We start from the raw sequence: 21,167 nt of genomic DNA on the forward strand, positions 1-21,167 counted from the left end.
ACGCTGGGCCGGCTGGTCCCGGTGCTGCTGACCGTGGTGGTGGCCGCCCTCGGGTTCGCCGCCCTGGTCGTCCGACCAGCCGCCGGCGCGCCCGAGAAGACCGCCGACTACGTCGTCCTGGCCGGTGTACCGGGACTGCGCTGGGAGGACGTGAGCCCGGAGACCACGCCCACGCTGTGGCGGCTGGCCGAGGGCGGCGCGATCGGCTCCCTGTCGGTCCGGTCGGCGCGCCAGCCGACGTGTCCGATCGACGGGTGGCAGACCCTCGGCGCCGGCAACTTCGCGGCCTGGGACGGTGAGGCCGTACCGGCCACGTGCCCGCCCCTCGACGTCACCATCGAACGACCGGATTCGATCAGCGCCAACCTGCCCGATCAGCGGACCACGGTCAGTTACAACCAGGTGACGCTGCGATGGGGGACGGTGCCCGGGGCACTGGCCGAGTCGGTCCGCTGCACGGTCGCGGTCGGGCCGGGGGCCGCCGTCGCCGCGGCGCGGCCCTTCGGGCGGGTGGACCGGTACGCGGAGGAGCTACCCCCGGACCCCCGCGACCTTCTCGCCTCCTGTGTGCTCAGCATCATCGACCTGGGTACCGTCGCCGGCGAAGACCCGGACGTCCGGGCGGCCGCCGCGCGGCGCGCCGACGCCACCCTCGCCCGGGTGCTGGCGGCCCGGCCCGAGCGGTCCCTGGTGCTGGTCGCCGGGATCGCCGACACCGACCGCTCGTCACGGCTGCACGTCGTGGTGGCGGACGGGCCCGGCTGGGAGCGGGGTTGGCTGACCTCGCGCAGCACCGGGCGGGAGGGCTACCTCCAACTGGTCGACCTGGCGCCGACCGCGCTGGCCGCGCTCGGACGACCGGCGCCGGACCAGCTCTTCACCGGCCGACCGGCCATCGTGGTCGAGGGCCGGCCAGCCGACCTGCCCGAGGCGCTCGCCGTGCCGTCGGACGCCGACCGGGAGGCCCGGGCGCAGCAGCGGGTGGCCCGCTGGTTCTTCACGCTCCTGGCCGGCCTGCAGGTCCTGCTCGCGGTGGCGGTGGTGCCGCTGCTGCGCCGGGCGCGTCGCCACGCCGGGCCGGGCGGTCCGGCCCCGGCGCCCCGGCGGGTGGTCGCGACGGTCGAGGTGCTGCTCATCGCGGCGGCGCTCGCGATTCCCACCGCCCTGGTGGCCGACGTGGTCCCGTGGTGGCGGGGCGAGCACGCCGGTGTCTACTTCGCGCTGGTCACGGTCGTTCTGCTCGCGGCGGCCACCGCCGGGGTCCGGCTGGCCCGGGCGTACGGGCGGACCCTCTGGCCGCTGGGGAGCGTGGCCGCGCTCGCCGCACTCGTCGTCGCCGTCGACGTGATCACGGGCGCCCGGCTTCAGCTCAACGGGGTTATCGGCTATTCGGCCCTGGAGGGCGGTCGCTACGCGGGCCTCGGGGTGGTCGCGCTCGGCGTCTTCGTCGCGGGCAGCCTGCTCACCGCCGGATGGCTCGCCCAGCGGGTGCGTCGGGAGTGGCGTCCGGCGGTGGTCGTGCTGGTCGGTGCCGTCGGGGTGATCATCGTCGGCAGTCCCTACCTGGGCGGCGATCCGGTGGGCGCGATCGCGTTGACCGCCGGGGTCAGCGTCGCGGCCGCGATCAGCACCGGCGGTTGGCTCACCCCGGGACGGCTGGCCTCGGCCACGGTCGCCGGTCTGGCGGTGGCGATCGGGTTCGCCGTACTCGACCTGCGCCAGCCGCCGGACCAGCGGGGCAGCATCGGACGGTTCCTCGCCGCCTTCGGTGACGGCACCAGCGGCCTTGCCGTGCACCGGTCCAGTGCCGCCAACCTGGCGGCGCTGGTCGGCAGTCCGTTGACCGTGCTGGCCGTGGTCGGTGCGGTGCTGGTGTGGTTCGCCCTGCTCCGGCCATGGGGCGGGCTGAAGCGCCTCTTCGGGATCTACCCGGCGATCCGGGCCGGGATGGTCGGGATCACCGTCGCCGCCCTGCTCGGCGGGGTGCTCGGCGGCTCCGCGCTCAACGTGGCCGGAGCGGCGGCCGCCCTGGCGGTGCCGATGGCGGCCCTGGCCGCCCTGCGGGTCCTCGATCATGCCGCCGACCGGACCATGCCGCCGGCCGTACCGTGGCCGGAGGACCCGGCCGGCATGTCGACCCGCTGATCGGACGGTGCGATGACCTCCCGCCGCGCGCCGACCGGGTCGGCGACCGCGCCGGGCGGTCCGCTGACCGGTCGGGCGGTGCGGTGGCGCCGCGGGGCCGGCATGCCGACCCCGCGGCCACCCCGCACCGGACCGCCGGTGGGGTGACGGCGAGGTTGCGTCGGGGCGACCGTCGGGTCGACGGCCCGGTAACGGGTGCGGCGAGTGCCCCGGCCAGGGACCGTGTTACCGTGGAATCCCGTGGATCGCGTGGATCACTTGGCTGATCGGACCCGGTCTGCATGATCGCAACGAACGACCACGGGAGCAGGCCTTGGCCCCTTCAGCACGGACGACCAGGCACATCTTCGTCACCGGGGGCGTTGCCTCCTCACTCGGGAAGGGCCTGACCGCGTCCAGCCTTGGAAACCTTCTCACCGCCCGGGGTCTGCGGGTCGTGATGCAGAAGCTCGACCCGTACCTGAACGTCGACCCGGGAACGATGAACCCGTTCCAGCACGGCGAGGTCTTCGTCACCGAAGACGGGGCCGAAACCGATCTCGACGTGGGCCACTACGAGCGCTTCCTCGACCGCTCGCTCTCCGGGAAGGCGAACGTCACCACCGGCCAGATCTACTCGGAGGTGATCGCCAAGGAGCGGCGCGGGGAGTACCTGGGCGACACCGTCCAGGTGATCCCGCACATCACGAACGAGATCAAGGCCCGGATCCTGGCGATGGCGGACCCGGACGAGGACGGCCGGACCCCGGATGTGGTGATCACCGAGGTCGGCGGCACGGTCGGGGACATCGAGTCGCTTCCCTTCCTGGAGGCGATCCGCCAGGTCCGCCACGACCTCGGTCGGGACAACTGTTTCTATCTGCACGTCTCGCTGGTGCCGTACCTCGCGCCGTCGGGCGAGCTGAAGACCAAGCCCACCCAGCACTCGGTCGCCGCCCTGCGCAACATCGGTATCCAGCCGGACGCCATCGTCTGCCGCTCCGATCGGGAGATCCCCGACAAGCTCAAGCACAAGCTCTCGCTCTACTGCGACGTCGACCGCGAGGCGGTGATCGCCGCGCCCGACGCGCCGAGCATCTACGACATCCCGAAGGTGCTGCACCGCGAAGGGCTGGACGCCTACGTCGTACGCCGGCTCGGCCTCTCGTTCCGGGACGTGGCCTGGGACCGGTGGGACGACCTGCTCGACCGGGTCCACCACCCGCACCACACCGTCCAGGTGGCCGTGGTGGGCAAGTACGTCGACCTGCCCGACGCGTACCTGTCGGTGAGCGAGGCGATCCGGGCGGCCGGGTTCGGGCACCGGGCCCGGGTGGAGCTGCGGTGGGTGCCGAGCGACGAGTGCGTGACCACCTCCGGCGCCGCCGCGGCGCTGGCCGGGGTGGACGGGATCGTGATCCCGGGCGGGTTCGGCGTACGCGGCATCGAGGGCAAGATCGGTGCGGCCCGGTACGCCCGGGAGAACCGCATCCCGATCCTCGGGCTCTGCCTCGGACTCCAGTGCATGACCATCGAGGTGGCCCGGCACCTCGCCGGGCTGGACGGCGCCAACTCGCTCGAGTTCGACGAGAAGGCCCGGCATCCGGTGATCGCCACCATGGCGGATCAGCAGGAGATCGTCGCGGGCAGGGGCGACCTCGGCGGCACGATGCGGCTGGGCGCGTACCCGGCGAAGCTGGTCGAGGGGTCGCTGGTCGCCGAGGCGTACGGCACCACCGAGGTCAGCGAGCGGCACCGGCACCGGTACGAGGTGAACAACGCCTACCGCGACGTGCTGGAGAAGGCCGGCCTGCACGTCTCCGGGACCTCCCCGGACGGCCGGCTGGTCGAGTTCGTGGAGCTGGACCGCTCGCTGCACCCGTTCTTCGTGGCGACCCAGGCGCATCCGGAGTTGAAGAGCCGCCCCACCCGACCGCATCCGCTCTTCGTCGCCTTCGTCGGCGCGGTCGTCGCGTACTCGGCCGCGGACCAGCTCCCGGTCGACCTGGCGTCGGCATCGGCCGCCACCGGCGGGACGACGGAGGGCGAGGCGGGCGCCAACGGGGAATCCGCGGCGGCGGAGCCGGGCGACCGGAACGGCCGCGTCGACGGTGGGGTCCAGCCGGTCCGCGCGAGTTTCCCGTCGTGACCGGCCCGGTCGCCGACCCCGGCCGTGACGAGACGGCCGGCCGTGACGGCGCTGTCGACCGCGACGAGACGGCCCGCCCCGGCGGCGCTGCCGACCGGGGCGAGGCCGCCGGTCGCGACGGCTCCGCGGACCGCCGCGAGGCAGCCGGCCACCGCTACCAGGTGCGGTCCCGGCAGGAGCGGTTCCGGGGCCGGGTCTTCTCGGTCGTCACCGACGAGGTGGAGATGCCCGGGGGCCGGGTGGCGTCCCGGGACTACGTGCGGCACGTCGGCGCGGTGGCCGTGGTCGCGCTGGACGACCAGGGGCGGGTGGTGCTGATCCGCCAGTACCGGCATCCGCTCCGCCGGGACCTCTGGGAGCTGCCGGCCGGTCTCGCCGACGTCGCCGGCGAGGCGCCGCCCGCCAGCGCGCTGCGCGAGCTTGCCGAGGAGGCGGACCTCCAGGCGGCCCGGCTCGACCTGCTGGTGGACGTGCACACCTCGCCGGGCTACTCGGACGAGATGATCCGGATCTTCCTGGCCCGGGACCTCTCCGAGGTGCCGCCCGAGGCGCGACACGAACGCCGCGACGAGGAGGCCGAGCTGGAGGTCGCCCGGGTCGACCTGGACAAGGCGGTGGCGATGGTGCTGGCCGGCGAGATCACGAACGTCGCCTGCGTCTCCGGGGTCCTCGCCGCCGCCCGGGCCCGGGACCAGGGCTGGGCACCGTTGCGGCCCGCCGACGCGCCGTTGCCCTGACCGCTGGCCCGCCGGCCGGGGGCGGTGACCCTCCGCTGTCGCGGCGGCGCCCGGTGGGGACCCGGCTCGGGACACCGCCACCGGGACGGGCCACCCTCCGACAGGGCGGGTTGGGCACCGGGCCATCCGCCGACGGGACACGTCCACAGCGGCTGACACACCGTCAAGACTGGTGGTTACCCCCTGTCACAATGCGGGCTGCCCGGATCGGGGCCCGGCCCTAGACTTCCGCGCACGGGACGGTTGGACGGCGGCGGCAACGGGGCCGCCCCGCCGGGCCGGTGATCCCGGAGAGAGGGTGTCTGCATCGTGAAGGTCGGAATTCCGCGCGAGGTCAAGAACCGCGAGTACCGGGTGGCGATCACCCCGGCGGGAGTGCACGAGTTCGTCCGGGCCGGCCACGAGGTGTTCGTGGAGACCGGTGCCGGCGCCGGATCGTCGATCAGCGACGAGGAGTTCGCCGCGGCCGGAGGCACGATCCTGCCCACCGCCGACGACGTGTGGGGCACCGCCGAGCTGATCCTGAAGGTGAAGGAGCCGGTGGCCGAGGAGTACCACCGGATGCGCGAGGGGCAGGTGCTCTTCACCTACCTGCACCTGGCCGCCTCCAAGGCCTGCACCGATGCGCTGTTGGACCGGAAGGTCACCGGCATCGCGTACGAGACCGTCGAACTGCCCGACCGGTCGCTGCCGCTGCTCGCCCCGATGTCCGAGGTCGCCGGCCGGCTCGCCCCGCAGGTCGGGGCGTACCACCTGATGCGCAGCGGCGGCGGGCGCGGTGTGCTGATGGGCGGCGTCTCCGGGGTCTACGCGGCCAAGACGGTCGTGATCGGCGCCGGTGTCGCCGGCCGGAACGCGGCGGCGATCGCGCTTGGTCTTCAGGCCGAGGTGCTGCTGCTGGACCGGGCGGTCAGCCAGCTTCGCCAGGCCGACGCCATCTACCGGGGACACCTGCAGACCGTGGCGTCGAACACCTACGAGATCGAACGGGCGGTGCTCGACGCCGACCTGGTGATCGGGGCCGTGCTGGTGCCCGGGGCCAAGGCGCCGACGCTGATCACCAACGAACTCGTCTCCCAGATGAAGCCCGGCAGCGTCCTGGTCGACATCTCGATCGACCAGGGCGGCTGCTTCGAGGACTCCCGCCCGACCACCCACGACGACCCGGTCTACCCGGTGCACAACTCGCTGTTCTACTGCGTGGCGAACATGCCCGGAGCGGTCCCGCACACCAGCACGTACGCCCTGACCAACGTCACCCTCCCCTACGCGCTGGAGCTGGCCAACCACGGCTGGCGCGAGGCGCTGCGGCGGGACCCGGCGCTCGCGCTCGGCCTCAACACCTATGCCGGTCACGTCACCTACGGTCCGGTCGCGGAGGCGCACGGGATGTCGACCCTGCCACTGGCCGAGGTCCTGGGATGAGCCCGGCCGCGGCCTGGCGAACGGGGGCGGTGCGCTGACCGGGCGGCCGCACCCGGCCGGGAACGGCGGGCCGTCCCCGGCCGCCGCCGCGCCGGTGCACGCCCCCGACCCGTCGGCCCCGCCGGCTGCCGGGCCGTCAGCCGAGCCCTCCGCGGCGCTGCGGCGGGTCGTGCGCGACTACCTCGATCACCTGACCGTCGAGCGTGGGCTGTCGACGAACACACTCGCGTCGTACCGCCGGGACCTGGAACGCTACCTGGCGAGTCTGGCCGCCGACGGGGTCCAGGACCTCGCCGCGGTCTCGCCGGCGCAGATCGCCCGCCATGTGGCGCGGTTGCGGGCCGGTGACGCGGAGCATCCGCCGCTGTCGGCCGCCTCCGCCGCCCGGGCCGCCTCCGCGGTGCGCGGCCTGCACCGGTTTGCCGTGCGGGAGGGCCTGGTCAGGCAGGACGCGAGCCGGGACGTCCGCCCTCCGGTGCCGCCCCGCCGGCTGCCCCGGGCGTTGGAGGTCCCCGACGTGCTGCGGCTGTTGGAGACGGCCGGCCCGGTCGGGGCGACCGGTCCGGCCGCGACGCTCCCGCTGCGGGACCGGGCACTGCTGGAGTTCCTGTACGGCACCGGCGCGCGGATCTCCGAGGCGGTCGGTACGGCGATCGACGACCTCGACCTGGTCGAGGGGGTGGTCCTGCTGCGGGGCAAGGGTGGTCGGAGTCGGCTGGTGCCGGTCGGCGGGTACGCGGCGGAGGCGCTGCGGGCGTACCTCGTCCGCTCCCGGCCGACGCTCGCCGCCGGCGGCCGGGGCACCCCGGCCGTCTTCCTCAACGCCCGCGGCGGGCCGCTGTCCCGGCAGAGCGCCTGGGCCATCCTGCGCCGGGCGGCCCGGCGCGCCGGGCTGCCGGTGGAGGGGCCGGGTGCGGTCTCGCCGCACACGCTGCGCCACTCGTACGCCACCCACCTGCTCGACGGTGGGGCCGACGTCCGGGTCGTGCAGGAACTGCTCGGACACGCCTCGGTCACCACCACCCAGGTCTACACGCTGGTGACAGTGGACCGGCTCCGCGAGGTGTACGTCACGGCGCATCCCCGGGCACTCGGCTGAATCGTCTTGGGTAATCTCGGCGCGGAGGTTTGGGCCGTGCGCACGGTGCCTCCGCCGAGTCGACACGCCGAGACGGTGCCCACTACGGTGCTGCGACGTGGCGTACAGTCGGCATCGGCGCGGCCTCGTGAGGCGGCAATCGAGGTTCGCGGCGGCGCCGCACAGGACGCCGTTCGGCTCCGACGCCGGGCAGTCGTCGGGAGGGGGCGTACGAGGACATGGCTGATAACGGTGACCGGGCCGAGGCGTGGACCTCGACTCTACGCGAGCAGCAGTCCGCCCTGGATCTTGGCGCCGAACTCGGTCCCGCCGACCCGGCCGCGTACACGATGCGCAAGCCGATCCCCGAGCCGATGCCGCCCGACCAGCACGGCCCGGCGCGGATCATCGCGATGGCCAACCAGAAGGGCGGCGTCGGCAAGACCACCACGACGATCAACCTGGGTGCGGCCCTGGCCGAGTACGGCCGCAAGGTGTTGCTGGTCGACTTCGACCCGCAGGGCGCGCTCTCGGTGGGGCTCGGGGTCAATCCGCACAATCTCGACCTCTCAATCTACAACCTCCTCATGCAGGACGACGTCACCCCCGACGACGTCCTGATCAAGACCGACGTGGCCGGGCTGCACCTGCTTCCCGCCAACATCGACCTCTCCGCCGCCGAGATTCAGCTGGTCAACGAGGTCGCCCGGGAGATGGCCCTGGCCCGGGTGCTGAAGGGAATCCGCAAGGAGTACGACTTCATCCTCATCGACTGCCAGCCGTCGCTGGGGCTGCTCGCGATCAACGCCCTGACCGTGTCACACGGCGTCCTCATCCCGCTGGAGTGCGAGTTCTTCAGCCTCCGCGGCGTTGCGCTGCTGCTGGACACCATCGACAAGGTGCGGGAACGGCTCAACTTCGACCTGGAGCTGGAAGGCATCCTGGCCACCATGTACGACAGCCGCACCACGCACTGCCGGCAGGTGCTGCAACGGGTGGTCGAGGCGTTCGGGGACAAGGTCTACCAGACGGTGATCACCAAGACCGTGAAGTTCCCCGAGTCCACGGTCGCCGGCGCGCCGATCACCACCCTCGACCCGGCCTCCTCCGGGGCCCGGAACTATCGGCAGCTGGCCCGAGAGGTGATCGCCGCGCAGGCCGAGCGGTAACCTGTGCGAGGTCCGGGGCCGGCCGGCGCCGGACGTCTTCTCGTTCCTTTTCGGGCCCGCTCCGGCGCCCGCCGTGTCGAGGATCATCGGGTGAGTGACGGTACCGGCACGAGGCTGCTCGCCGACGGTTCGGAGTCGGTGGACTACGGTCGTCGGGTGAGTTCCCCATCCGACCCGGTGCCGCCCGACGCCGAGGCCACCCCGACGTCGCCCGATCCGGCCCCGTCCGCGTCGTCGCCCGCGAGCCCGACCGCGGAGGCGTCGAGCGGGGCGGAGTCGGGCAGCGGCTTCACGGTACGGCTGGCGAACTTCACCGGCCCGTTCGACCTGCTGCTGCAACTCATCGGCAAGCACAAGCTCGACGTCACCGAGGTCGCCCTGCACCAGGTGACGGACGAGTTCCTCGCCTACATCCGGGCGATGGGCGACGACTGGGACCTCGACGAGGCGAGCGAGTTCCTGGTCGTCGCCGCCACCCTGCTCGACCTCAAGGCGGCCCGGCTGCTTCCCGCCGCCGAGGTGGAGGACGAGGAGGATCTCGCCCTGCTGGAGGCGCGAGACCTGCTTTTCGCCCGGTTGCTGCAGTACAAGGCCTTCAAGGAGGCCGCCGCCCACATCGCCGAGCTGGAGGCCGTCGGCTCGCGGCGCTACCCGCGGGCGGTCACCCTCGAACCCCGGTACGCCGAGGCGCTGCCCGACCTGGTGCTGGGGATCGGCCCCGACCGGCTCGCCGCGTTGGCGGTGAGGGCGATGACGCCGAAGCCGCCCCCGGTGGTCTCGATCGACCACGTGCACATGGTCCGGGTCAGCGTCCGGGAACACGCCGCGCTGCTGCGGGACCGGCTGCGCCGGGCCGGCAGCGCCACGTTCCGGGTTCTCTGCGCCGACTGCACGTCCACCCTCGAGGTGGTGGCCCGGTTCCTGGCGCTGCTCGAGTTGTACCGGGAGGGACTGGTCGGCTTCACCCAGGTGGAGGCGCTCGGGGAGCTGACCGTACGGTGGACCGGTCCGGCCGACGGTGGTGCCGAGCTGGACATCGACGAGTATGCCGGGTCCCCGGCCGCCGGGCGCCCCGAGGGGGAGCGACCCGCGTCGGGGACGGGCGACGGCGCGCCGGCCGGTGCCGACGAGACCGCGGGCGGACCGACCGATACCGAGCAGACACAGGAGGAACCACGGTGACCAGCGACGGTCGGCCAGAGTCCCTGGCCGAGCAGGCCGCGGCCTGGGTGCCGCCCTGGAAGCGGTCACCCGCCACCGACTCGCCCACGCCGCCGGACAACCCGGAACCGCAGCCGCGCGACACCGCCGAACCGCAGCCGCCGCGCGATCCCGAACCGGGTCCGCGCGGTGCCGTCGAACCGGGGTCCGGCGGTGCCGAGCCGGGACCGTCCGGCGGCGCCGAACCGGCGTTGCCGGTCAGCGCGGATTCGGCCTCGCCGGGCGACTCCGGCGGCGCGTCCGGGGTTCCGGCGCGGGAGGTGCCGGGAGAGTCCGGCCCCACGCCGTCCGACGTCCGGGCCGAGGAGCGGCCGGGCGAGAGCGGTGGCGCGTCGACCGAGGCGGCGGAGCCCGCGCCCGCCGCCGACCAGGCGGGGCGGCGGGCCGGAAACCTTGCCCTGATCGACGACGCCGAGCTGCGCGGTGCCCTGGAGGCGATCCTGCTCGTCGTCGACCAGCCGGTCACGGAGATCGTCCTCGCCCAGGTGTTGGAGCAGCCGACCGAGCGGATCGCCGGCATGCTCGAGCGGCTGGCCCGGGACTACACCGAGGCCGGGCACGGCTTCGAGCTGCGCCGGGCGGCCGGGGGATGGCGGCTCTACACCCGTCCCGAGTACGCCGCGTACGTCGAGCGGTTCGTCCTGGACGGGCAGTCGGTACGGCTGACCCAGGCGGCGCTGGAGACGCTCGCCGTGGTCGCCTACAAGCAGCCGGTGACCCGCTCCCGGATCTCGGCCATCCGCGGTGTCAACTGCGACGGAGTGATCCGTACCCTGGTCTCACGCGGCCTCGTCGAGGAGTGCGGCACCGAACCGGAGACCGGTGCCCACCTCTACCGGACGACGACGCTGTTCCTCGAGAAGCTCGGGCTGGACAGCGTCGACCAGTTGCCGCCGCTCGCCCCGTTCCTGCCCGACAACGTGGAAGAGATCACCGATGCCCCACGATGACCAGCCACCCCCGCGGGTCGAACGCCTCCAGAAGGTGCTCGCGGCGGCCGGTGTCGGCTCCCGGCGCGCCTGCGAGGACCTGATCGCTCGGCGCCGGGTCACCGTGGACGGGCGGGTCGCGCAGCTCGGCGACAAGGTCGACCCGACCACCGCCGTCATCCACGTCGACGGTGAGCGGGTGGTGACCGACACCCGCCTGGTCTACCTGGCGCTGAACAAGCCGCGCGGCGTGGTGTCGACGATGGCCGACGAGAAGGGCCGCACCGCGATCTCGGACTTCCTGGGCCGGGTCGAGGAACGGGTCTACCACGTCGGCCGGCTCGACGCGGACAGTGAGGGCCTGCTGCTGCTCACCAACGACGGGACGCTCGCGCACCGGCTGATGCACCCGTCGTACGGGGTGCCGAAGACGTACCTCTGCGAGGTGGCGGGGCCGTTGCCGCGCAACGTCGGGCGGCGGCTGAAGGCCGGGGTCGAACTGGAGGACGGACCGGCGCGGGTTGACGCGTTTCGGGTGGTGGACACCCTGGGACGGATTGCCCAGGTGGAACTCGTCCTGCACGAAGGGCGCAAACACATCGTGCGGCGCCTGATGGAGGAGGTCGGGCACCCGGTCTCCCGGCTGGTCCGTACCGCGATCGGGCCGATCCGCCTGGGCAACCTGCGTCCCGGACGTACCCGGGTGTTGAGCAACGCCGAGATCGCCGCGCTGTTCAAGGCCGTCGGCGGCTGACCTGGTCGGGGAGCCGCCGCTGTGCGATGACCGTCGGGCGCAGGCCGGGTCGGGGCGCGGGGCATGATGGACAGCGAAACGCGGAGGCGCGGTGCGCCGCCGCCGACCGGCCGTGGGCCGACGGTGTCGAGTGGGTGAAGGAGGAACGGTGGCGGAAGAGGTACGGACCGGGCGATGTGTGGTCGCCGTGGATGGCCCGTCCGGTTCGGGGAAGTCCACCGTCTCCCGACGGCTGGCGAGCGCCCTTGGCGCCCGCTACCTGGACACCGGTGCCATGTATCGGGCGGTGACCTGGGCGGTGCTGCGCTCCGGCGTCGATCCGGCCGATGCCGAGTCGGTGACGAAGGTTGCGAGAGAGGTCGAGCTGAGGATCGGCGTCGACCCGGAGGCCCCGAGCGTGACCGCGGACGGAATCGCCGTCGACCGCGAGATCCGGGGCCCGGAGGTGACCGCGGCCGTCTCCGCGGTGGCGGCGGTGCCCACCGTCCGGGAGATCCTCGTCGCCCAGCAGCGGGCGATCATCGAGGCGGCTGGCCGGATCGTGGTCGAGGGTCGGGACATCGGCTCGGTGGTGGCGCCGGATGCCGACCTGAAGGTCTACCTGACCGCGTCACCCGAGGCGCGGGCGCAACGCCGCTCCATGGAGAATGCGGCCGACCTGGCGGCCACCGCGGCCGACCTGGCGCGGCGGGACCGGCTCGACTCCACCCGCGCCGCCGACCCGCTGCGGCAGGCTCCGGACGCGGTGGTGCTGGACACCACCGAGCTGGGCGTCGACGAGGTGGTTGCCCAGCTGCGGGAGCTGCTCACCGGACGGCGGTCCGACCGGTGACGCGCCGGATCGGGCGCACGGGTGGTGAAGCGGGGCGGGACGGTGCCCGCCGGGGCGAGGAGGCGTCGTGAGTACCGGAGACGGTTGGGTCAAGCTGCGGGAGCCGGACGTCGACGACGAGGTGGCGCCGGCCGGCCCGGTGCCGGTGGTGGCGGTCGTCGGGCGCCCCAACGTCGGCAAGTCGACGCTGGTGAATCGGATCATCGGCCGTCGGCAGGCGGTTGTGGAGGACGTCCCGGGGGTGACCCGGGACCGGGTGGCCTACGACGCCCAGTGGGCCGGACGGCAGTTCACCGTGGTCGACACCGGCGGGTGGGAGCCGGACGCCCGCGACCGGGCGGCGGCGATCGCGGCCCAGGCCGAGCAGGCGGTGGCGACCGCCGACGTCGTGCTGTTCGTGGTCGACGCCATGGTGGGGGCCACCGACGTGGACGAGGCCGCGGTACGGATGCTGCGGCGTAGCGCCAAGCCGGTGCTGCTGGTCGCGAACAAGGCGGACAACAGCGCCATCGAGCTCGACGCGACGTCGCTGTGGTCCCTCGGGCTCGGCGAGCCGCATCCCGTCTCCGCGCTGCACGGCCGGGGCTCCGGCGACCTGCTCGACGCGATCCTCGCGGCGCTGCCCGAGGCGCCTCCGGTCTCGGGGGCGGGCCCGCGAGGCCCGCGCCGGGTCGCGCTGGTGGGCCGCCCCAACGTGGGGAAGTCCAGCCTGTTGAACCGGCTGGCAAAGGAGGAGCGGGCGGTGGTGGACGCGGTCGCCGGCACCACCGTCGACCCGGTCGACAGCCTCGTCGAGATCGGCGGAGAGGTCTGGCGGTTCGTCGACACCGCCGGGCTGCGCAAGCGGGTGGGCAGGGCCAGCGGGACGGAGTACTACGCCAGCCTGCGTACGGCCGCGGCCATCGAGGCCGCGGAGGTGGCGGTGGTGCTCCTCGACGCGAGCGAGCCGATCAGCGAGCAGGACCAGCGGATCCTGACCATGGTCACCGAGGCCGGGCGGGCGCTGGTCATCGCGTTCAACAAGTGGGACCTGGTCGACGCCGAGCGGCGGTACTACCTGGACCGGGAAATCGACCGGGAGCTGCGGCGAATCCCGTGGGCGATCCGGGTGAACCTCTCGGCGAAGACCGGACGGGCGGTGGAACGGCTCGCCCCGGCGCTGCGGACCGCCCTGGCGAGCTGGGAGACCCGGGTACCGACCGGGCAGCTCAACCAGTGGCTCAGTGCGCTGGTGCAGGCGACCCCGCACCCGGTACGCGGTGGTCGGGCACCCCGGGTGCTCTTCGCCACCCAGGCCGGAACCTGCCCACCCCGGTTCGTCCTCTTCACCACCGGCCCGCTGGACGCCGGCTACCAGCGGTTCATCGAGCGGAAGCTCCGGGAGGAGTTCGGCTTCCAGGGCACCCCGGTGGAGGTCTCCGTCCGTCCCCGGAAGAGGGCCGGGGCCGGCGGGCGCGGCAAGGCACGCGGCTAGCGACCGCCGACCGGGGTGCGGTCGGCTACTGCCGCACCCCGGTCGGCGCGAGCCGCCGGCGCGGTCGCACATCAACCCATCCTCCTAGGATGGTGTACGGGGTGTGCCGTGGTCGACCGGCACCGACCCCGGACCGCGGCGACAGGGGGAGGGCGTGTGCGCGTCCGGGATCATCCTGCGCTAAGCTGTATCGGCCACCTCAGGAGAGACCTGCACGGTGGCAACGGGACGTGGCGCAGCTTGGTAGCGCACTTGACTGGGGGTCAAGGGGTCGTCGGTTCAAATCCGGCCGTCCCGACAGCACCGAGAGAGGCCGTCGACCGGAGCGTACGCCCTGGTCAACGGCCTCTCTTACGTTTCCGGGACAGCGGCCGTGGTGGATCTAGACGGCCCGAGGGTGGGGACCACGTGGGGACCACGTCGCCGCGCCGAGCCGACGGTCCCGTGCCGACCAGATCTCCGGGCGTCCACCCGGTACGGCCTACTACAGGTCGTCGAGGTCGAAGGCTGCGGCCATCGCCCGGTAGCCGGCGTCGTTCGGGTGGATGCCGTCACCCGCGTTGTAGTCCGCGCGCATCCGAGCCGGTTCGCTCGGGTCGGCGACCGCCTGGTCGAGGTCGACGACTGCGTCGAACTCGCCGCTGGTCCGCATCCACTGGTTGACCGTTACCCGCGTCTGCTCGCCCTGGTCGCTGTGGTAGCCGCCACCCTTGAACGGAAGCAGTGTCGCGCCAATGATCGTGATGCCTCGGGCGTGGGCGGCCCGGATCAGCGTCCGGTAGCCCTCGATCAGCTGATCGGCGGTGATGACCGGGCGGGGGCCGAGGCACGGGTCGACCCACAGCGGGGCACCGATGTCGTTGATGCCCTCCAGCACCACCACGGTTCTCACCCCGGACTGGTCCAGAACATCACGGGCGAAGCGGGCCGTCAGCCGTTCGCCGTAGCAGTTGGAGTCGGTCAGCAGCCGGTTGCCGGCCAGCCCTGCGTTGAGGACCCCAACCGGCCGGTGGGCTGCGGCGAGGCGTTCGGCCAACTCGTCCGGCCACCGGTTGTCGGTGTCGCTACTCGCGCCCACTCCGTCGGTGATCGAGTCGCCGGCGATGACCACGGCGTGCTCCGCGCGGCCCCGCTGCCGGGCGACGTCGACGCCGGACAGGTAGTACCAGGACCGGCCGGTCTCCGTGTAGGCGGCGGCGGTCTCGTCGAACAGGTGGTCCCCGGTGGCGCGGTACGTCGTCGCCGCGGCGAACTCGTGGAACGTCGCGGGTCCGGTGGGTTCGGCGACGTACAGGGTCACCGTCAGCCGGTCCAGTGGCGCCACCGACAGCGGCACCGCGTCGCTGAACCTCTCGCGCCCCGGAGGAACGACGGTGGAGGACGTGCGGTCGAACCGGACCCGGCGCAGGGTCCCGGGCTGCACGGCCGCTCCCTGCGCGGCCTTGCCGACCGTCGCACCGGTCAGCCGGAGCGGCCGTTGACCGTACACGTTGGAAACCCTGATCCGCACCATCGGCCCGCCGACGCTGACCCGTACGACCTGGCGAAGCGAGTGGTTGTCGAATCCCTCCTGGGACCAGTTCGGTCCCTGCCAGGTCGGTCCCATCGGCGCTTGGGCGGTGGTCTGCCAGGTACCGACCCAGGCCCGCCCACGGTCCGCCGTACCCGATGGACCCTTCGCCACCTCGCCCTGCGGTCCGGCGGTTCGCCCGGTCGGATGCGTGGCGTGAGTGCCAGGTTCCGGTCGTGCCAGGGTCCCGGTGTCGGCCCCCGCTGCCGGCGCGTCGACCGGCAGCAGCGCCGCCACCACCGCCGCCGCGACCGCGACGCGCCAGCCCCCCGCCCTCCGGCTGATCGGCGGTCGCGCGATCAGGGCGCGACCCGGGCGCCGAGGGTGCCCGGGTCGCGGCGACGGACCGGTAAGACGTCGCGGCGACGGGCCGGTACGACGGCTCATCGTCAGACCTCTCCATTCCCCGTGCCGGGTCCGTCCGCGACCTCCCCGGACGGCGACGCCGCGTGCTGCCCCGGGCCGCCGTTCATCCCCTGGCCGGACCGGAACCGGCTGGTCCACCGGCGCTGCCACTCCACGTTGCGCCAGCCGGGGTGGTGCGGCGCCGAGTTGGATCCCAGGACGACCCCCCAGAAGCCGTACTCCATGCAGCGCGTCAGGGCGTGCTCGGCCAGGCCCTGACCGACCGGTCCGTCCTCGAACTCCGCGAGGAGCGGGGTGTAGCCGATCCACCCCTCGCCGATGACGGCCGGCACCCCGTGCCGGTCGGCCCATCGGGCGATGACCGAGAGCCGGTCGTCGAGCGCCTGCGTCATCGCGATCCGGTAGTCACCGTAGTTCTCGTACAGCCAGCGGTCCCACTTCGCGGTGTCGACCCAGTCGTAGCTGTAGAACATGCTCGCCGAGACGCCGGTCGCCGCCAGCCGCCACGGCTCGATCTGCTTGGCGTAGGCCTCGAACGGCGGCGCATCCTCCCGGAGCAGCGCCCGTAGCCGCGGGGTGGGGAACTCCGGCGGCGGGACGCGTACCCCCGCCCACCTCTCCAACGCGGCCAGGACCCCGTAGACGTAGACGTGGAAGTGCGCGACCTGCCCGTTGTCGGGTACGGCCGCCATGTCGAGGTACGGCGGGATGCCGTAGCACGTCGTCGCGAGCACGTCGGGGTGCCGCTCCCGCAGCACCGCGACGCCGTCGGCGACGGCCTGCCGCTGCGGCCAGTAGGGGTCCGTGTCCCCGCCGTCGACCTGGGTCAGCCGGCTCAGGTCGACCTCGTTGTGCAGCTCGGCGTAGGCGATCCGGTCGGCCAGCCCGGCGTCCTTGACGAAACCCACGAGGTCGGCCATCGCCCGGGCGATGGTGACGTGCCGATCCGACGGCGGGATCGAGATGAGCGCGTCGTACCACTCCCGCCCCTGTAGGAAGGCCGGACTCTGCTGGTACTCCCAGGAGGACAGGATCACGTAGCAGTCGTGTCGCCGGGCGGCCTCGAAGAGCGCGAGGAGGCGTCGCCGCCCGTCCAGGACGGCGCCGCCCGCCACGTTGTACCAGCGGGTGCGTCGGCCAACGTCACCACCCATGGACGTGAACCGCAGCGCCGAGGTGTCGATGCCGTGGTCCCCGAAGAGCAGGTACGGCATGGCGCAGATCCGTACCGTGTTGTAGCCGCGCCCGACGGCCTCGGCGAAGGCCGTGTCGAGGTCGTGGAACGGCTCTCCGGCGGTGGCCTGGGTGTACCAGCTGAAGTCCCAGAGTGTGATGGTCAGCCGCGGCGGTAGGTGTGCCGGAACCCCGTGGGGGTGGACGATCGTCACGGGTCAGGAGCCTTTCGGAACGGGGTCGGGGGACGTCACCGTGGTGAACGCGCGTTCTCGAACGCGTCGTACACCAGACGGCGGGTGGTGGAGTCGAAGCCCACCATCCCCATCACGGAGATGCCGTTGTACTCCTCGTTGTAACCGCACCGTTGCTTGTAGTCCTTGAGCACCCAGAACGTGTATCCGGCGACGTAGGCCGCGCGTGCCGACACCTGGTCCCAGTGCGACCGGAAGCTGGCCGCCTGCCACTCCTCGGTGCCGTGCTCGTCCGCGGGGCCGTGGTGGCCGAGGAACGACCAGGTCCCGTTCTCGGTGATCAGAATGGGCTTGTCCGGGTACCGGGTGTGTACGTCGTCGATGGCCGGGCCGAGATCGGAGTTCTGGCCGTAGAAGTAGCCGAAGTACTCGTTGAAGCCGATCACGTCGGCGATGTCGAACGCCGGGTCGAACGTCGTGTTCGATGCCCAGGTCACCGGTCGGTTCTGGAGGTCCACCGCCTTGACGGCGTCCTTCATGTCCGTGAGCCAGGCGCGGTAGACGGGAGCGCCGTCCGGGTCGATCTCCGACTCGTTCTGCAGGCACCAGAGGATCACCGACGGGTTGTTGTGCTGGTTCCAGGCCATCATCGCCGCGAGCGCCCTGGAGAGCCCGTAGGTGGTGGTCTGCACGCGCTCCTGGTCGGTGTTCAGCCACATCGTGTCGATGTCGTCCATGACGAAGACGCCGTGCCGGTCGGCCCACTGGTAGACGTACGGGTGCCGGTTGTAGACCGTGTTGCGGAGCATGGTCGCGCCGGCGTCCCGCGCGAGGCCGAGCTCGTGGTCGTACTCCGCACGGGTCATCGACCGACCGCTCGCGGCCGTTTCCTCGTGCCAGTTCATCCCCTTGAGGAACACCGGGGCACCGTTGACCGTCAGGGTCGACCCGACGACCTCCACCGAGCGCATGCCGTAGTCCGTCCGTAGCTGGTCGATCCGCCGCCCGGCGCCCGGCGGCCCGACGTGCAGTTCCGCGGTTGCGGTCAGCACGGTCGGCTCGGCCGGGCTCCACGTCGGCGCGTCGGGCAGCGCGACCTGGACCCGTGCCACCGCGACACGGCCGGCGGGAACCGCCACCGGCACCGATGTCCGGCCGGCCCGCGGGCCCCGGCCGGGCGACACGACGACGTGCCCGGTGAACGGGCGACCGCCGCGGTTCTCCACCACGACCCGGGCCTCGAACCGACCATCCCGGGCCGAGACGAGGACCTTCGGGATGCTCACCTCGGGAACGGCCTCCAGCCACACCGATCGGGTGATGCCGGCGTACGGCCAGTAGTCGACCGGCTTCCACGGCACCGCGAGCGGGTCACTGATCGGGCCGGTCCCGGTGCGGTAGTCGGTGTACGAGGGGCGGCGGTGTACCCGTACCGCGATGACCGCCCGCTGCCCCGGTGCGACCACCTCACCGACCGGAATGGCGAACGGCGTGTGGCCACCCTCGTGCGCGCCGACGAACCTGCCGTTCACCCAGACGTCCGCGCGGTAGTTCACCGCGAGGAACGTCAGCCGTACCTGCCGTCCCCGCCAGCTGCCGGGGATCGTCGCGGTGGTGCGGTACCAGGCATAGCCGTCCTGGAAGGCGGTTCCCTCGCCGAAGTGCGTGCCGTCGTAGCCGCCGAAGCCCGGGGTGTCGTGGAGGTCCCAGGACGAGGGGACGTCGATGGTGTCCCAGTCCGTCGTGTCGAAGCCGGGCAGTGCCCAGCCGTCCCGGAGTCCGCGGTCCTCGGGGTCGAACCGGAAGTGCCAGCGTCCATCCAGCATGCGGTATCCCCGGGTCGGCTCGCGTCGGTCCCAGCCGTCGAAGGCCGGAACGACCCGACCGTACTGGAAGACCACACCGGTCCCGTCGATGCGTTCGATCCGGGTCCCGGCCGGTTCCCGGTCACCGTGTGGCGGCACCGACGGGGTGGGCAGGCCGCCGACGGCGGGGGCGGCGGAGGCCACACCGGGTAGCGCGGCGGTCAGCGCGGTGAGCGAGGCGGCGGCCAGAACGGTACGGCGGGTGGCGTGCAGGGGTGGGGTCATGCGGGCTCCAGGGGTGTCGGAACGGTCATGCCTTGACGCTTCCCTCGGTCAGCCCGCCTCGCCAGAACCGTTGGAGCACGACGATGGCGACCATCAGCGGCAGCACCGAGAGGAGCGCACCGCCCACGGTCAACTGGTAGAGCTCGGGCTGACGGTCGGCGAAGGACTGCCAGGAGGTGAGGCCGAGGGTGATGGGGTACAGCGCCGGGTCGGAGAGCATGACCAGTGGCAGGAAGTAGTTGTTCCAGATGCCGACGAACTGGAACAGGAAGACGGTCACCAGGGCCGGGGACATGATGCGCACCGCCAGGGTGGTGAAGATGCGTCGCTCGCTGGCCCCGTCCATCCGCGCCGACTCCAGTATCGAGTCGGGGACGGCGGTCGCGGCGTACATGCGGCACAGGTAGACGCCGAACGGACTGACCATCGAGGGCAGGAGCACGGCCCAGTAGGTGTTCGCCATGCCGACCTTGCTGATCATCAGGTAGAGCGGGAGGGCGAGCGCGGTACCCGGGATCAGCACGCCGGCGAGGATGAGGTTGAACAGCGCCTCCCGGCCCCGGAAGCGGTACTTTGCCAGCGCGTACCCCGCCATCGCGGAGATGAGGGTCGCCACCGCGCTGCCCACACCGGCGTAGAGGACGCTGTTGACGGCCCACCGCAGGTAGATCCCGTCGTCGTGGGTGAGGACGTTGCGCAGGTTGTCGATCAGGCGCGGCTCGGAGAACCACAGCCCGAACGATCCGAAGAGCTGATCCGTGCTCTTCGTCGAGGCGACGACCAGCCAGTAGACCGGCAGCAGGAAGTACACCGCGAAGACCGTGAGCAGGCCGACGACGAGAATCCGCCAGTGCAGCTCCGGCCCGAGGCGGCGCCTCCGCGCCGCCTCGGCCGGGGCCGGCGATCCGCCGGACCGCGTCGCGTGTGGCTCGACGAGTGTGGTCACCGGTCGTCCTCCCTGCGTCCGACGAGGCGGAGAAAGCCGAACGACAGCACGCACGCGGCCACCGCGAGGATGACCGACTGCGCCGCGGCGAGGCTGTAGTTGTTGTTGACAAACGCCTGGGTGTACGCGGCCAGGTTGGGTGTGTAGGACGTGTTGATCGCGGTCGAGGTCGGACGCAGCACCAGCGGCTCGGCGAACAGCTGGAGGGTGCCGATGATGGTGAACACCGTGGTGAGCACGATCGCCGGCCGGATGAGGGGCAGCTTCACGTGGCGAATCACCTGCCAGGCGTCGGCGCCGTCGATGCGGGCCGCCTCGTACAGCTCACTGTTGATCGCCTTGAGCTGGGCGACGATGACCAGCATGTTGTAGCCGGCGAACTCCCAGGTCACGATGTTGGCGATGGACCAGAGCACGCTGCCGGAGTCGAGTAGGTTGACGGTCAGTCCGGCCGCGTCGAGCAGGTCGATGATCGGGCTGACGCCGGGGACGTAGAGGAATCCCCAGAGGATCGAGGCGATGACGCCCGGCACGCCGTACGGCAGGAAGTAGGCGCTGCGGAAGAAGGGCACGCCGCGCGCGGCGGCCGCGTCGAGCAGCAGCGCCAGTATCGTGGCCAGGCCGATCATCAGGGGGACCTGGACCACGGCGTACAGCAGCACGCGGGTGATGCTGTCCAGGAACGCATCGTCGGTGAGGGCGGCCCGGTAGTTCGAGAGACCGGCGAAGACTGTCCTGGACCCGCCGAGCCCGAGCGGTCCGATCCGCTCCACGGCAAGCAGGCTCTGGTACACCGCGTAGCCGATCGGCAGGGCGAAGAAGGCGGTGAACAGGAGGAGGAAGGGAGCCAGGAACCCGGCCGCGGCGGCCCGGTCCGATCGGCGTGAGCGCATGGGTTCCCCCCGGGGTGGTGATGGGACGCGTCGGGTGTGCACC

15 protein-coding genes, 1 tRNA gene and 1 pseudogene are annotated in these 21,167 nt (G+C 72.4%); 12 read left to right on the plus strand and 5 right to left on the minus strand.

Going from position 1 to position 21,167, the window contains the following annotated elements; translation table 11 throughout:
* Window positions 1-3: 3 nt before the first annotated feature.
* The 12 genes and pseudogenes from EF879_RS23155 (at window position 4) to EF879_RS23210 (ending at window position 14,190) form a co-directional block, all read left to right on the plus strand.
* Window positions 4-2,145, plus strand: coding sequence for a hypothetical protein (locus EF879_RS23155; protein WP_233604704.1), 2,142 nt, complete (start codon window positions 4-6; stop codon window positions 2,143-2,145).
* A 313-nt stretch (window positions 2,146-2,458) separates the two neighbouring features.
* Window positions 2,459-4,183, plus strand: a pseudogene (locus tag EF879_RS23160) (CTP synthase); the annotation flags it as partial.
* A gap of 251 nt (window positions 4,184-4,434) precedes the next feature.
* Window positions 4,435-5,010 carry an NUDIX hydrolase gene (locus EF879_RS23165; RefSeq protein ID WP_233604705.1) on the plus strand — a complete coding sequence of 192 codons (576 nt, stop codon included), beginning with the start codon at window positions 4,435-4,437 and terminating at the stop codon, window positions 5,008-5,010.
* Between the two features lie 309 nt (window positions 5,011-5,319).
* Window positions 5,320-6,435, plus strand: a complete 1,116-nt coding sequence (gene ald / locus EF879_RS23170; protein WP_123562093.1) for an alanine dehydrogenase — start codon at window positions 5,320-5,322, stop codon at window positions 6,433-6,435.
* A 94-nt stretch (window positions 6,436-6,529) separates the two neighbouring features.
* Window positions 6,530-7,534, plus strand: a complete 1,005-nt coding sequence (locus EF879_RS23175) for a tyrosine recombinase (RefSeq protein ID WP_123562095.1) — start codon at window positions 6,530-6,532, stop codon at window positions 7,532-7,534.
* Between the two features lie 218 nt (window positions 7,535-7,752).
* Window positions 7,753-8,682: a ParA family protein gene (locus EF879_RS23180; RefSeq protein WP_123562097.1), complete on the plus strand. Its 930-nt coding sequence runs from the start codon at window positions 7,753-7,755 to the stop codon at window positions 8,680-8,682.
* A gap of 177 nt (window positions 8,683-8,859) precedes the next feature.
* Complete coding sequence (locus tag EF879_RS23185; RefSeq protein ID WP_233604706.1) at window positions 8,860-9,864, plus strand: ScpA family protein; 1,005 nt, start codon at window positions 8,860-8,862, stop codon at window positions 9,862-9,864.
* A complete protein-coding gene (gene scpB / locus EF879_RS23190; RefSeq protein ID WP_123562099.1) occupies window positions 9,861-10,853 on the plus strand; it encodes an SMC-Scp complex subunit ScpB in 993 nt (330 codons plus the stop codon). The genes EF879_RS23185 and scpB overlap by 4 nt, the downstream gene beginning before the upstream one ends.
* Window positions 10,840-11,586 carry a pseudouridine synthase gene (locus EF879_RS23195; protein ID WP_123562101.1) on the plus strand — a complete coding sequence of 249 codons (747 nt, stop codon included), beginning with the start codon at window positions 10,840-10,842 and terminating at the stop codon, window positions 11,584-11,586. The genes scpB and EF879_RS23195 overlap by 14 nt, the downstream gene beginning before the upstream one ends.
* A 148-nt stretch (window positions 11,587-11,734) precedes the next feature.
* Window positions 11,735-12,418 carry a (d)CMP kinase gene (cmk, locus tag EF879_RS23200; protein ID WP_123562103.1) on the plus strand — a complete coding sequence of 228 codons (684 nt, stop codon included), beginning with the start codon at window positions 11,735-11,737 and terminating at the stop codon, window positions 12,416-12,418.
* A 67-nt stretch (window positions 12,419-12,485) separates the two neighbouring features.
* Window positions 12,486-13,892 (plus strand): ribosome biogenesis GTPase Der, encoded by a 1,407-nt coding sequence (gene der, locus EF879_RS23205; RefSeq protein WP_123562105.1) that lies wholly within the window; start codon window positions 12,486-12,488, stop codon window positions 13,890-13,892.
* A gap of 224 nt (window positions 13,893-14,116) precedes the next feature.
* A tRNA-Pro gene (locus EF879_RS23210) sits at window positions 14,117-14,190 on the plus strand.
* A 186-nt stretch (window positions 14,191-14,376) separates the two neighbouring features.
* Here EF879_RS23210 and EF879_RS23215 read toward each other — a convergent pair.
* The 5 genes from EF879_RS23215 to EF879_RS23235 form a co-directional block, all read right to left on the minus strand.
* On the minus strand, window positions 14,377-15,576 hold the full coding sequence (locus EF879_RS23215) for an SGNH/GDSL hydrolase family protein (RefSeq protein WP_233604689.1): 1,200 nt from the start codon (window positions 15,574-15,576) through the stop codon (window positions 14,377-14,379).
* A 275-nt stretch (window positions 15,577-15,851) separates the two neighbouring features.
* Window positions 15,852-17,216, minus strand: coding sequence for a cellulase-like family protein (locus EF879_RS23220; RefSeq protein WP_233604690.1), 1,365 nt, complete (start codon window positions 17,214-17,216; stop codon window positions 15,852-15,854).
* A gap of 35 nt (window positions 17,217-17,251) precedes the next feature.
* Entirely contained in the window at window positions 17,252-19,285 is a 2,034-nt protein-coding gene (locus tag EF879_RS23225; RefSeq protein ID WP_123562109.1) for a glycoside hydrolase family 2 protein, read from the minus strand.
* Window positions 19,286-19,310: 25 nt separating this feature from the next.
* Complete coding sequence (locus EF879_RS23230; protein WP_123562111.1) at window positions 19,311-20,231, minus strand: carbohydrate ABC transporter permease; 921 nt, start codon at window positions 20,229-20,231, stop codon at window positions 19,311-19,313.
* Entirely contained in the window at window positions 20,228-21,124 is an 897-nt protein-coding gene (locus EF879_RS23235; RefSeq protein WP_123562113.1) for a carbohydrate ABC transporter permease, read from the minus strand. The genes EF879_RS23230 and EF879_RS23235 overlap by 4 nt, the downstream gene beginning before the upstream one ends.
* Window positions 21,125-21,167 lie beyond the last annotated feature (43 nt).

Origin of the sequence: Micromonospora sp. HM5-17, from assembly GCF_003762835.1 — a bacterium.
GTDB lineage: Bacteria > Actinomycetota > Actinomycetes > Mycobacteriales > Micromonosporaceae > Plantactinospora.

Bases quoted from the DNA above. Each gene is read 5' to 3' on its own strand.
- EF879_RS23180 (WP_123562097.1), top strand. From the start codon at position 7,753: ATGGCTGATAACGGTGACCGGGCCGAGGCGTGGACCTCGACTCTACGC.
- EF879_RS23235 (WP_123562113.1), bottom strand. From the start codon at position 21,124: ATGCGCTCACGCCGATCGGACCGGGCCGCCGCGGCCGGGTTCCTGGCT.
- EF879_RS23225 (WP_123562109.1), bottom strand. From the start codon at position 19,285: ATGACCCCACCCCTGCACGCCACCCGCCGTACCGTTCTGGCCGCCGCC.
- EF879_RS23195 (WP_123562101.1), top strand. From the start codon at position 10,840: ATGCCCCACGATGACCAGCCACCCCCGCGGGTCGAACGCCTCCAGAAG.